The organism is Priestia sp. FSL W8-0001 (assembly GCF_038050335.1).
GTDB classification, from domain to species: Bacteria; Bacillota; Bacilli; order Bacillales; family Bacillaceae_H; genus Priestia; species Priestia flexa.
Genome location: NZ_JBBPAL010000001.1, coordinates 17,501 through 30,000 on the forward strand (window position 1 = coordinate 17,501; position 12,500 = coordinate 30,000).

Annotated in this window: 11 protein-coding genes, 1 tRNA gene, 1 other RNA gene and 1 other annotated feature (1 of these 14 cut by a window edge); of the genes, 9 read left to right on the plus strand and 4 right to left on the minus strand. The window is 37.1% G+C overall.

What is annotated here, in order from left to right:
* The 6 genes from guaB to MKZ18_RS00095 all read left to right on the plus strand — a co-directional run.
* Positions 1 to 1,228, plus strand: partial view of an IMP dehydrogenase gene (gene guaB / locus MKZ18_RS00070; protein WP_025908022.1) — the 3' portion only. 239 nt of this gene lie to the left of the window's left edge; only the last 1,228 of its 1,467 coding nucleotides appear in the window; its start codon lies off the left edge, out of view; the stop codon is at positions 1,226 to 1,228.
* Between the two features lie 138 nt (positions 1,229 to 1,366).
* Positions 1,367 to 2,716, plus strand: coding sequence for a serine hydrolase (locus MKZ18_RS00075; RefSeq protein WP_025908023.1), 1,350 nt, complete (start codon positions 1,367 to 1,369; stop codon positions 2,714 to 2,716).
* A gap of 202 nt (positions 2,717 to 2,918) precedes the next feature.
* Entirely contained in the window at positions 2,919 to 3,806 is an 888-nt protein-coding gene (gene pdxS, locus MKZ18_RS00080; protein WP_341344481.1) for a pyridoxal 5'-phosphate synthase lyase subunit PdxS, read from the plus strand.
* 21 nt (positions 3,807 to 3,827) lie between these two features.
* Entirely contained in the window at positions 3,828 to 4,415 is a 588-nt protein-coding gene (gene pdxT, locus MKZ18_RS00085) for a pyridoxal 5'-phosphate synthase glutaminase subunit PdxT (RefSeq protein WP_025908025.1), read from the plus strand.
* Positions 4,416 to 4,476: 61 nt separating this feature from the next.
* Positions 4,477 to 4,694 (plus strand) — a binding site (T-box leader).
* 54 nt (positions 4,695 to 4,748) lie between these two features.
* Positions 4,749 to 6,026, plus strand: a complete 1,278-nt coding sequence (serS, locus tag MKZ18_RS00090; RefSeq protein WP_025908026.1) for a serine--tRNA ligase — start codon at positions 4,749 to 4,751, stop codon at positions 6,024 to 6,026.
* A 97-nt stretch (positions 6,027 to 6,123) separates the two neighbouring features.
* Positions 6,124 to 6,216, plus strand: a tRNA-Ser gene (locus MKZ18_RS00095).
* A 115-nt stretch (positions 6,217 to 6,331) separates the two neighbouring features.
* Here MKZ18_RS00095 and MKZ18_RS00100 read toward each other — a convergent pair.
* From MKZ18_RS00100 to MKZ18_RS00115, 4 genes are all read right to left on the minus strand, one after another.
* A complete protein-coding gene (locus MKZ18_RS00100; protein WP_025908027.1) occupies positions 6,332 to 7,009 on the minus strand; it encodes a deoxynucleoside kinase in 678 nt (225 codons plus the stop codon).
* Entirely contained in the window at positions 7,006 to 7,647 is a 642-nt protein-coding gene (locus MKZ18_RS00105; RefSeq protein ID WP_025908028.1) for a deoxynucleoside kinase, read from the minus strand. Before MKZ18_RS00105 ends, MKZ18_RS00100 begins: the two co-directional genes overlap by 4 nt.
* A 167-nt stretch (positions 7,648 to 7,814) precedes the next feature.
* Positions 7,815 to 9,110, minus strand: coding sequence for a LysM peptidoglycan-binding domain-containing protein (locus tag MKZ18_RS00110; RefSeq protein WP_144594292.1), 1,296 nt, complete (start codon positions 9,108 to 9,110; stop codon positions 7,815 to 7,817).
* A gap of 63 nt (positions 9,111 to 9,173) precedes the next feature.
* Complete coding sequence (locus MKZ18_RS00115; RefSeq protein ID WP_061786182.1) at positions 9,174 to 9,716, minus strand: isochorismatase family cysteine hydrolase; 543 nt, start codon at positions 9,714 to 9,716, stop codon at positions 9,174 to 9,176.
* 77 nt (positions 9,717 to 9,793) lie between these two features.
* Between MKZ18_RS00115 and tadA the strand changes: the two genes are divergently transcribed.
* The 3 genes from tadA (at position 9,794) to dnaX (ending at position 12,477) form a co-directional block, all read left to right on the plus strand.
* Positions 9,794 to 10,279: a tRNA adenosine(34) deaminase TadA gene (gene tadA / locus MKZ18_RS00120; RefSeq protein WP_025908031.1), complete on the plus strand. Its 486-nt coding sequence runs from the start codon at positions 9,794 to 9,796 to the stop codon at positions 10,277 to 10,279.
* Between the two features lie 90 nt (positions 10,280 to 10,369).
* An RNA gene (ffs, locus tag MKZ18_RS00125) (signal recognition particle sRNA large type) lies at positions 10,370 to 10,635 on the plus strand.
* Between the two features lie 156 nt (positions 10,636 to 10,791).
* Positions 10,792 to 12,477 carry a DNA polymerase III subunit gamma/tau gene (gene dnaX / locus MKZ18_RS00130; RefSeq protein ID WP_061786181.1) on the plus strand — a complete coding sequence of 562 codons (1,686 nt, stop codon included), beginning with the start codon at positions 10,792 to 10,794 and terminating at the stop codon, positions 12,475 to 12,477.
* Positions 12,478 to 12,500: the final 23 nt, after the last annotated feature.

Consider the following 12,500-nt stretch of genomic DNA (forward strand, 5'->3'; position numbering starts at 1 on the left):
ACAAGCCGAGCAAGTTGATAAAGTAAAGCGTTCTGAAAGTGGTGTTATTACCGATCCATTTTTCTTAACACCAGAAAATCAAGTATTTGCTGCAGAACATTTGATGGGAAAATATCGTATCTCTGGCGTACCAATTGTAAATAACGAAGAAGAGCAAAAGTTAGTTGGTATTCTGACAAATCGTGATTTGCGTTTTATTCAAGATTACTCAATGCTTATCTCTGATGTAATGACAAAAGAAGAGTTAGTTACAGCTCCAGTAGGAACAACGCTCGACGAAGCTGAAAAGATTTTACAGCAATACAAAATTGAAAAATTACCACTTGTAGATGACAAAGGTGTATTAAAAGGTTTAATTACAATCAAGGACATTGAAAAAGTAATTGAATTTCCAAATGCTGCGAAGGATAAGCAGGGACGTTTATTAGTAGGGGCAGCAGTTGGTGTAACGGCTGATTCAATGGTTCGAATTGAGAAGTTAGTAAAAGCTGGTGTGGACGTTATTGTAATTGATACGGCACATGGTCATTCATTAGGCGTTTTAAATACCGTACGTTCAATTCGTGAAACGTATCCGGAATTAAATATTATTGCAGGAAACGTTGCAACTGCTGAAGGAACAAGAGCGTTAATTGAAGCAGGTGTAGACGTAGTGAAAGTTGGAATAGGACCTGGTTCAATTTGTACAACTCGTGTTGTAGCTGGAGTAGGTGTTCCACAAATTACGGCTGTATATGATTGCGCCACTGAAGCAAGAAAACACGGTGTACCAGTAATTGCAGACGGAGGAATTAAGTACTCTGGAGATATCGTAAAAGCACTAGCTGCTGGTGGACACACTGTTATGCTAGGGAGCTTATTAGCCGGTACAACTGAAAGCCCTGGTGAAACAGAAATCTTCCAAGGAAGACGCTTTAAAGTATACCGTGGTATGGGCTCAGTTGGAGCAATGGAAAAAGGAAGTAAAGATCGTTATTTCCAAGAAGATAATAAAAAGTTTGTTCCAGAAGGCATTGAAGGGCGCTTACCTTATAAGGGGCCTGTTGCTGACACTTTATATCAGCTAATTGGGGGATTAAGAGCTGGAATGGGATATTGCGGCTCAGCTAACCTACAAGCATTGCGTGAAGAGGCACAGTTTATCCGTATGACAGGAGCTGGCCTAAGAGAAAGTCACCCACATGACGTTCAAATTACAAAAGAATCTCCAAACTATTCACTTAGCTAAGTAAAAAAGCACCTCTCTAATTTAGAGAGGTGCTTTTTTATGCTAAAGATTGTTTTAACGGTACTTCTTTATCTATTTTTTTTAATTTTTGTGTGATAAAATAACCTCTATGTGATTTATGTCTGGAGGGTATTGGTAGTGAAGAAAAAATTGATAAAACAGCTTTTTGCATTAGTTGCTGTTTTCTTAATGGCTAGTTCTTTAATCACTCCAAATGCGTCTGCAGCTTCACAATTTCCAAATGTTGAAGCAGATGCCGCTATTTTGATTGAAGCAGATACAGGCCAAATTTTGTATGAAAAGAATTCAGGTGCTGTACTAGGTATTGCTAGTATGACAAAAATGATGACTGAGTATTTAATTTTAGAAGCTATTCACGAAAAAAAGCTTTCTTGGGATGATCGAGTAGGAGTTAGCAAATATGCTGCAGATATCTCACAAGATTACTCATTGTCAAATGTTCCATTATTAACAACAGAGAAATATACGATTAAAGAATTGTATGAAGCAATGGCTATTTACTCAGCAAATGGAGCGAGTATTGCACTAGCTGAGGCTTTAGCAGGATCTGAAGCCGAGTTTATTAAATTGATGAATAAAAAGGCAGAAGAGTTAAATTTAGGTGAAGCTAAATTTGTTAACTCAACAGGTCTTTCTAACTCATTGTTAAAAGGTCAACATCCAAAAGGTACAAAAGCTGATGATGAAAATTTACTATCAGCTCGCGCAGTATCAGCATTAGCTTTTCATATTCTTCATGATTATCCAGAAGTATTAGAAACGGCTAAGACACCTGAAAAGATCTTCCGACCAGGTCAACAAGGCGAAACGACGATGGATAACTGGAATAAAATGCTTCCATCTTTCCCTACATACGGATATGAAGGTTTAGATGGCTTGAAAACAGGACATACAGACTTTGCAGGCTATTGCTTTACAGGAACAGCTGAACGAGATGGTGTTCGTTATATTGCAGTAGTCATGAATGCCAAAAATAATGGTAAGTCTTTTGAAGGAGCGCGCTTTACAGAAACAAAAAAACTTTTAGATTATGCATTTGATAATTATGAGCTAAAACAAGTAGCTCCAGAAGGCAAGGCTGTTAAAAAGCATGAGTCCCTTCCAGTCGTAAAAGGGAAAAATAAAGAGCTAAAAGTTGTAACAAAAGAACCAGTGAATGTTCTTACAAAAAAAGGTGAAGAAAGTAAAATCTCTCTTCAATTTGATTTTAATCCTAAAGTTGTAGATGAGAAAGATCGAATCGTTGCACCAATTAAAGAGGGTCAGGTTGTAGGTTACGTTAGTGCCAAGAATAAGAATCTTGATGATTTAGGTTATGCAGTAAATAACGGAACAAATAAAGTGCCTGTCGTTGCAGATACTACGATTGAAAAGGCTAACTGGTTTGTTTTAGCAATACGAAGTATAGGTGATTTCTTTGTAGGTGTATGGTCTGATGCAGCCGCTAATATTAAGAATTGGTTTTAATTCATAAACCATTTATAAAAGGAGATACTAAAGCAAGATTTTTGTTGCATTTAGTATCTTCTTTTTTTAGACAAGTTTTTCAAACTACACAATTTTAATAGGATTTTTTCAGAAAATAAGGTAAAATAGACAATAAGTTTTGAATTTTGTATACATAATTTATTGATTATGTGTAATACAACTATACTGGGGGAAGACAAACATGAGTAACATTACAGGTACTGACAGAGTAAAACGCGGAATGGCGGAAATGCAAAAGGGCGGCGTTATTATGGACGTTGTTAATGCTGAACAAGCAAAGATTGCAGAAGCAGCAGGAGCAGTTGCAGTTATGGCATTAGAACGTGTACCAGCAGACATTCGTGCTGCAGGTGGCGTATCTCGCATGGCAGATCCGACAATTGTCGAAGAAGTTATGAATGCTGTTTCAATTCCGGTAATGGCTAAAGCACGTATCGGTCACATTGTAGAAGCGCGTGTTTTAGAAGCAATGGGCGTAGACTATATTGATGAAAGTGAAGTATTAACACCAGCAGATGAAGAATTTCATTTGAATAAAAATACGTTTACAGTACCATTTGTTTGTGGTTGCCGCGATTTAGGCGAAGCTGCACGTCGTATTGCAGAAGGCGCTGCTATGCTTCGTACAAAAGGTGAACCAGGTACAGGGAACATTGTAGAAGCTGTACGTCATATGCGTCAAGTGAACGCACAAGTACGTAAAGTAGTGGGTATGGACGAAGCTGAGTTAATGACGGAAGCAAAGCTACTAGGTGCACCTTATGAGCTATTATTACAAATCAAGCGTGAAGGTCGCCTTCCAGTGGTTAACTTTGCTGCAGGTGGCGTTGCAACACCAGCAGATGCGGCATTAATGATGCAATTAGGAGCAGATGGAGTGTTTGTAGGTTCTGGTATCTTTAAGTCTGATAATCCAGAAAAATTTGCTCGTTCAATCGTAGAAGTAACAACGCATTATGAAGATTATGAGTTAATTGCAAAGCTTTCTAAAGGATTAGGAAATGCAATGAAAGGTATTGAAATCTCAACATTATTACCAGAAAATCGCATGCAAGAGCGTGGCTGGTAACAGTAAGGGAGTTTTAACAGCATGGTGAAGGTTGGAGTTTTAGGACTACAAGGTGCATTTAGAGAGCATGCGCATTCAGTGGAAGCAACAGGGGCTGAAGCGATTATTATTAAAAAAGTAGAACAGCTAGAAGAAGTGGACGGGCTCATTTTACCAGGTGGAGAAAGTACGGCAATGAGACGTCTGATTGATAAATATGACTTTATGGATTCACTGCGCCAATTTGCTAAAAGTGGCAAACCAATCTTTGGGACTTGTGCTGGTCTAATCTTACTAGCAGGCGAAATTGTAGACTATGATGAGCCTCATTTAGGTGTTATGAATATTAAGGTGGCTCGAAATTCTTTTGGTCGCCAACGTGAGAGCTTTGAGGCGAAATTAAATATAAAAGAAGTTGCAGATGATTTTATTGGAGTATTTATTCGTGCGCCTCATATTGTAGAAGTCGGTGAGAACGTGGAAGTCCTATCTATTCATGATGATCGTATCGTAGCTGCAAAACAGGGACAATTTTTAGGGTGTTCGTTTCATCCAGAATTAACGGATGACCATCGTATGACAGAGTATTTTATCGACATGGTGAAAGAGTCTCTGAAAAAACCTGTATAAACCAATTGCAACTTGTATAGACTTGTAGTACATTATGATTATTAATTACAATGTTGAAAAGTATAAAGCGTTGATAGGAAATAGTAGTAAAGAAGTTAAACTTTAGAGAGTCGATGGTTGGTGAAAATCGATGTTTAGCCTTTACGAATCCATCCTGGAGCAAGCTATTGAAACAGTAAGTAGATAGCTTCGGTTCATTCCGTTATCTGACTGAAGAGGAAGGTTTATTTATGAGCCTTCAACTAGGGTGGCAACGCGGGCTAAACTCTCGTCCCTTTTATAGGGATGGGAGTTTTTATTTTGCCCATTTTATACAAATAAGGAGGTAAATAGATGTTAGACGTAAAGGTTTTACGAGCTAATCTTGAAGAAGTAAAAGAAAAATTAAAGTTCCGCGGAGAAGATTTATCAGATCTTGGGCGCTTTGAAGAGTTAGATGTAGAGCGCAGACAGCTATTAGTTCAAACTGAGGAATTAAAGAGTAAGCGTAATGAAGTGTCTCAACAAATTGCTCAATTAAAACGTGAAAAGCAAGATGCAGATAGTATGATTTTAGAAATGCGTCAAGTAGGAGACAAAATTAAAGAGTTAGATGAGCGTCTTCGTACTGTAGAAACAGAATTAGAACAACTATTACTTTCAATCCCTAATATTCCACATGAGAGTGTTCCAGTTGGTGAAACGGAAGATGAAAATGTAGAAATTAGAAAATGGGGAGAGGTTCGTCAATTTAATTTTGAGCCGAAGCCACACTGGGATCTAGGAACAGATTTAAATATTTTAGACTTTGAACGTGCAGCAAAGGTAACGGGAAGCCGTTTCGTGTTTTATAAAGGCCTAGGAGCTCGTTTGGAACGTGCCTTAATCAACTTTATGATGGACTTACACATGGATGAGCATGGATATGAAGAAATTCTTCCTCCATATATGGTTAATCGTACAAGCATGACAGGAACAGGGCAGCTTCCTAAGTTTGAAGAAGATGCTTTTAAAATTAAAGAGGAAGACTATTTCTTAATCCCAACGGCTGAAGTTCCCGTAACTAATCTACACCGTGATGAAATCATTAATGGAGACCAATTACCATTAGCTTATACAGCATACAGCGCATGTTTTAGATCAGAAGCAGGTTCAGCTGGTAGAGATACACGTGGACTAATTCGTCAGCATCAATTTAACAAAGTAGAGCTAGTTCGTTTTGTAAAACCAGAAGATTCTTACGCTGAGCTTGAAAATCTGACAGGACATGCTGAAAAAGTATTACAGTTGTTAGAACTGCCATACCGTGTTTTAAGCATGTGTACTGGAGACTTAGGATTTACAGCAGCTAAAAAATACGATATTGAAGTGTGGATTCCAAGCTATGAGTCATATCGTGAAATTTCTTCTTGTTCAAACTTTGAAAGTTTCCAAGCGCGAAGAGCTAATATTCGCTTCCGCCGCGAGGCAAAAGGGAAACCAGAATACGTACACACATTAAATGGATCTGGATTAGCGATTGGGCGTACAGTGGCTGCAATTTTAGAGAACTATCAACAGGAAGATGGTTCAGTTGTTATTCCAAAAGTATTACGTCCTTACATGGGGAACAAAGAGGTTATTAACGGTTAAATTGAAATGATTCACAACTTTTTTGTTGTGAATCATTTTTTTTAGAAAACAGCTTGACTCTTGTTTGTATATGTGATAAATTTATAAATGTCGAAACGGAGGAATACCCAAGTCCGGCTGAAGGGATCGGTCTTGAAAACCGACAGGGGTGTTACAGCCCGCGGGGGTTCGAATCCCTCTTCCTCCGCCATATTTGACTTTAAATGTTATTTAAACATTGCGCGATAAATTGGAGATTGTAAAACGTCACTTTTAGAAGTGGCGTTTTTTCATTCCCATTTTTCACGAAGAAAAATGGGAATGAATTATGAATGTCTTCTTTTTAATTTTTCGTTGTGATGTAAAAACTTAGAGATTTTTTCAACAATCGGTTCAACGGATGTCGGGTCTCTTAAGATATCGTAATCATTAATATCTAATCGTAAAATAGGACAAGCTGTAAAGTTATTAATCCAATCCTCATAGCGTTTGTGCATTTCTCTCCAATAATCTAAGGGCGTTTGTTGTTCCATAGGTCTTCCACGTTCTTGGATACGATCAACGATATCTTCAAAACTACCTTCCAAATAAATTAATAAATCAGGGTGTGGGAAGTAGGGAGTCATAACCATTGCATCAAACAAGCTTGTATACGTTTCGTAATCCACCTTGGACATTGTTCCTTTTTCGAAATGCATTTTAGCGAAAATACCAGTATCTTCGTAAATTGAACGGTCTTGTATAAAGCCTCCACCGTATTCAAAAATTCTTTTCTGTTCTTTAAATCTCTCCGCTAGGAAGTAAACCTGAAGATGAAAGCTCCATCTTTCAAAGTCAGCGTAGAATTTATCTAAATATGGATTTGTATCAACTTTCTCGTAAGAAGTGCGAAAGTTCAACGCATCTGCAAGAGCTTGTGTCATTGTAGATTTCCCAACGCCTACTGTTCCAGCGATAGTCAATACAGCATCATTTGGAATGTTGTATTTTGTTCGTAAATTCATATTGTAGAACTCCTTTTTAATAAGCTGCTTTTAACATCTGAGATGATATGCTCTAAATGCTCTTTATTTTTGACAAAGTCTAGTTCATCTCCACTATAGCGTAAAACAGTTACCTGTGGGTTATTTTCTTTGAAGGTTTTAATTGCTTCCTCATAATCGGAGCTTAGCTGAGCTAGATAAGAAGGGTCAATGTTTTTTTCAATTTCCCTTCCACGCATTTTAATACGCTTCAATAGTGTAGGTAAAGTAGCATTTAAGTAAATAACAATGTTGGGCTTTGGCATATCATGTGTCAGTATATCGTAGATTTGTACATATTTTATGTACTGACTATCCTTTAAAGTTTGCTGAGCAAAAATCATGTTTTTCATAATATGATAGTCAGCAACGACAGGCTGATGTTGATGTAGAAAATGCTTTTGAATATCCTCCAACTGTTTATAACGGTTGCATAGAAAAAACATTTCAGTTTGAAAGCTCCACTCTTCAATATCCTCATAGAATTTCCCAAGGAATGGATTTTCATCAACAATTTCTTTCAAAAGTTGAAATTGAAATGCCTCTGCAATAGCCTTAGCTAGGGAGGTTTTCCCAACACCTATAGGGCCCTCAACAGTAATAAAAGGTATTTCCCCCATGGACTCTTCCTCCTTTATCTATACATGTTCTCGAAAATTGACAAAAAACATTGTATCACAATAAGAGGGGAGAATGGATAAAAACAAAAAGAAAAACCAGTTGTAAAAAACGGAAGGAAACATAAAAAGAGGATAATCCTATGCTGTAGGAATTATCCTCTTTAAAATTATTCAGGTATTCTTTTAATTACTTTAAAGTTATCATCAAGGAGTAGCCAGTTTTGAGGGAAAGGTAATCCCAACTTCCAATAAGCCATGCCTCTTAAGTTTAATTCTTTTAACAAATCGAATTTTGCTTGGATTGACCGGGCATCTTCAAACCATACCTCATGCGTTTTTTGAGCTGAATCAGAGTATCGGAAAAAGGGAGCCTGAGCTTTTTTATCATACTGTATGCTTGCGTTGTACTGATACGCAATTTCAATCGCTCTTTGAACACTAATTGCTTTTGCATACTCACCACCTGGTTTGAATGGAAGCGTCCAATCATATCCGTATAGATTTTGTCCCATGATAATTTTTTTGCTAGGTATTTCTGAAATAGCATATTCTAGCACATCTCTGACAGGGCCAATCGGAGAAACAGCCATTGGAGGACCTCCACTGTATCCCCATTCGTATGTCATAGGGACAACAAAATTTGCTATCTCCCCAATTCTTTTGTAATCATGTGCTTCATACCACTTTCCTTTTTGATCACTACTTGTTTTAGGTGCTAATGCTACAGATATTAACAAGTCTTCAGCTTGAAGCCGTTTCTTTGCTTTTTCTAAAAATATAATATAAGCATTTTTGTCTTCCGGACGTAAGAATTCAAAGTCAAAATGAATATCTTTAAAGTTTTTCTCTGTAGCAATACGAATAATATTATTAAGCAATTTATCTTGAACATCCGCATTGTTTAAGATTGCTTCTCCTACCTCTGCACTAAACCCGCCGTCTTCGATATTGGCAAGAACCATTAAAAAAATTGCATCGTTTTCTTGTGCAATAGTTCCAAAGTTTTTTAATGGAGGTTCTTTGATAGAGCCATTGCGCTGTACTTCGAAGTTAGCCGGTCCCAAATATGTGAGGTATTTAGCATTCTTCTTAATCAATTTTTCCGTTTCGCTACTAATGGTACGGTTACTTGTTTCAACATATCCTAAAAATTCAGCTTCTGTCTTTGGAGAAGCTGGAATGAGCAACTGTGTTCCAAGTGTTAGAGGAGAAGTGATGGAAAGGTTGTTAGCTTTTGCGATTGATTGATAACTAACTCCTAGGGTTCGCCCTATCTTCCATAATGTATCGCCTTTTCTAACGGTATAGTAACTTTCGTTAATAGGTACAACCAATGCCTGGCCCACCACTAATCGATTGGGATCAGGTAATTCATTTGCTAAGCTAATTTTTGAAGCTTCAATTTGAAACCGTTGAGCAATACTATAAATGCTATCTCCAGACTTTACAGTGTAAATATCCATAGTAATAAACGCCCCCAAAAAAGAATGTTTATTAAGTCTATGAACAAAAGAGTAAGCAAATGCTTATGTAATTAAATCACTATGTTCACAAATGTTCGCTTTAAGTACATTTTGCATCATTTCGATAGCGAACTTGTTATCTTCATCAGAATTTGATGCAATACAATCTTTAGGGATAATCAGGTTGTACTCTCTCATATAAGCATCATTTGCTGAAAAGAGCACACATATATTTCCCGCTAACCCTGTTAAAATTAATGTTTTAACGTTTAGTTGCTGTAGTAAAATGGTTAAAGCTGTTCCATAAAAAATAGAATGCTTTGGTTTAATTAAAAAGTAATCCGTAGTATGGGGTTGTATATACTGGAGTATGGGGGAGCTTATTGGATTTGTGCAGTATTCAAGGATTTTATTTAAATTAGCTTGCCATAATTTATAGTGATCATTTATATAGATAACAGGAATTTTTTTACTTGAACACTCTGCTTTTAATGAAGAGATATTACGCGCGAGAATTTTAGCTTTTTCAGCTAGGATTTTCCCATTTTTAAATTGAAAATCATTAATCATATCAATAATAACTAATGCAATTTTAGAATCATTCATATACAATCTCCTTATTGTTTTTTAACCTAATAAGTAGTGTTGCTCATAACAAATATAATATGTAAGGAGTTTGGAACATGCTTGAAGACGAGAAATATATGCGTTTAGCTATAGATGAAGCAAAGAAAGCTTGTGGAATTATGGAAGTTCCTATTGGAGCTGTTATCGTAGATAAAGATGGACATGTTATTGCAAAAGGCCATAATTTAAGAGAAAGTACACAAAGATCCATAGCTCACGCAGAGCTGTTAGCTATAGATGAGGCATGTCAAAAGTTAAATACGTGGCGATTAGAAGATACGACTTTATATGTTACTTTAGAACCTTGTCCGATGTGTGCGGGGGCTATTATGTTATCACGTGTAAAAAGAGTGGTGTTTGGAGCGTTTGATCCTAAAGGAGGGTGTGCAGGAACCCTGATGAACTTATTAGAGTATGAAAAGTTTAATCACCAATCAGAAGTTCAAGGTGGAGTTCTCGAAGATGAGTGTGCAGAAATGTTAAGTACATTCTTTAAAGAATTGCGAAATCGAAAAAAAAGAGCAAAGAAAAATTTACAATAAATTACATTCTGTAAAGGTTGCATTTTGTCCTAAAAAGAATTATACTTGTATAAGCATCAACATGGTGCTCAAACAAAGGTTTCAACTTTGCCGTGCTAAGCGGGGAGGTAGCGGTGCCCTGTACTCGCAATCCGCTCTAGCGAGGCCGAACTCCTTTCCTGAGGTTAGTTCTCCTTGAGGTCTGCCTTAAGTAAGTGGTGTTGACGTTTGGGTCCTATGCAATGGGAATCTGTGAACCCTGTCAGGTCCGGAAGGAAGCAGCAGTAAGCAGAACCTCTCATGTGCCATAGGGTCGCCTGAACCGAGCTAACTGCTTAAGTAACGCTTGGGGAGGCTAATCGAAGGAAGGTGCACGGCAGTTATATACATATAAAAGTAACCTACTCTAACGATGGAGTAGGTTTTTTTATTTAGCATATATTTCACTATATAAGATAAACGATGTTTTGGAAAAATAGTTATAGTACGTTATAATAATATCAAATTTATATAACAAAAAAGGAGAAGATGCAGTGGCGTATCAGGCTTTATATCGTGTGTACCGCCCTCAAAGCTTTCAAGATGTTGTTGGTCAGCGGCATATTATTAAGACTTTACAGAACGCGCTCGTTCTTGAGAAATTTTCGCATGCATACTTATTTTCAGGGCCAAGGGGTACAGGGAAAACGACTGCAGCAAAAATTTTAGCTAAAGCGGTTAACTGTGAACATGCACCCGTATCCGAACCTTGTAATGAGTGTGCTACATGTAGAGGAATTACAGACGGTTCCATATCAGATGTTATTGAAATCGATGCGGCTTCAAATAACGGAGTAGATGAAATTCGAGATATTAGAGATAAAGTCAAATATGCACCAAGTGCCGTTCGTTACAAAGTTTATATTATAGATGAAGTTCATATGCTCTCAATAGGTGCGTTTAATGCATTGCTAAAAACATTAGAAGAACCACCTCCTCACGTAATATTTATTTTGGCAACAACAGAACCGCATAAAATTCCACTTACTATCATTTCAAGATGTCAACGTTTTGATTTTAAACGAATCTCACCTGACGATATTGTTTATCGAATGAAAGAAGTTTTGATATCTGAGGATGTAAACGTAGCGGATGAAGCTTTATATGAGGTTGCTAAGGCATCTGAAGGTGGTATGAGGGATGCGTTAAGCTTGTTAGATCAGGCTATCTCATATAGCGAAAATGAAGTTACTTTGGATGATGTGTTATCTATTACAGGTGCTGTTTCTCATACATTTATGCTGCAAATTGTTCGTTCAATTGCGGAGAAGAATCTTGTATCAGCGCTACATGCAGTTGAGCAACTCATTCAAAACGGTAAAGATCCAGTTCGTTTCTTAGAAGATTTAATCTTTTATTATAGAGATGTTTTACTTTATCAATCGTCGTCTGAAATGGAACATTTGATGGAAAAAGCAGTAGTGAGTGAGGAGTTTAAAGAGTTAGCTTCACAACTGCCAGCAGAGGGTATCTATTCAATTATTAACCAACTTAATCAAACGCAACAAGAGATGAAGTGGACGAATCATCCAAGAGTGTTACTAGAGGTAGCACTAGTGAAACTTGCTCAATCTTCTAGTAAGAAAAAAACAGTAGCGAGCGAAGAGGATGATTTACTTCAAAAAGTTAAAATGCTTGAAGCTCAAGTTAATCATCTAAAGGAAAACGGTGTTCAAGTACAGCAAAGTCAACAAGAAACAAGTGATCAAAAAGTAAAAAGACAAGTGCGTAGTCAGTATAAAGTTCCAATAGGAAAAGTGCATGAGGTCCTAAAACAAGCATCACGTCAAGAACTAGAGGAAGTTAAGCGTCTATGGGCAGAAGTTTTAGAAACGCTACGTCAGCAAAATAAAGCATCACATGCTGCTCTGTTGTCTAATAGTGAACCTGTGGCTTCATCTTCGAAGTCCTTTATCTTAAAATTCAAGTATGAAATCCATTGCAAAATGGCTGCTGAAAATAACAACAATGTACGTGATAATTTAGAAAATATCCTATATACTTTAAGTGGGAGCAAACGTGAAATGGTTGCAATCCCTGATAATGAATGGGATAAAGTAAGAGGAGATTTTCTTCAAGAGCAGCAAGGAAATAATGGGTCTCAAAAAGAAGAAGAAGACCCTTTAATCTCCGAAGCTAAAAAGCTTTTCGGAGAAGAACTTATTGAAATACACGAATAGAACTAGGAGGAATTATAATTATG

What these genes read in the sequence shown, in the direction of transcription:
- pdxT (WP_025908025.1), top strand. Translation starts at nt 3,828, where the DNA reads ATGGTGAAGGTTGGAGTTTTAGGACTACAAGGTGCATTTAGAGAGCAT.
- tadA (WP_025908031.1), top strand. Translation starts at nt 9,794, where the DNA reads ATGCTTGAAGACGAGAAATATATGCGTTTAGCTATAGATGAAGCAAAG.
- MKZ18_RS00100 (WP_025908027.1), bottom strand. Translation starts at nt 7,009, where the DNA reads ATGAATTTACGAACAAAATACAACATTCCAAATGATGCTGTATTGACT.
- MKZ18_RS00110 (WP_144594292.1), bottom strand. Translation starts at nt 9,110, where the DNA reads ATGGATATTTACACTGTAAAGTCTGGAGATAGCATTTATAGTATTGCT.
- pdxS (WP_341344481.1), top strand. Translation starts at nt 2,919, where the DNA reads ATGAGTAACATTACAGGTACTGACAGAGTAAAACGCGGAATGGCGGAA.
- MKZ18_RS00105 (WP_025908028.1), bottom strand. Translation starts at nt 7,647, where the DNA reads ATGGGGGAAATACCTTTTATTACTGTTGAGGGCCCTATAGGTGTTGGG.
- MKZ18_RS00115 (WP_061786182.1), bottom strand. Translation starts at nt 9,716, where the DNA reads ATGAATGATTCTAAAATTGCATTAGTTATTATTGATATGATTAATGAT.
- serS (WP_025908026.1), top strand. Translation starts at nt 4,749, where the DNA reads ATGTTAGACGTAAAGGTTTTACGAGCTAATCTTGAAGAAGTAAAAGAA.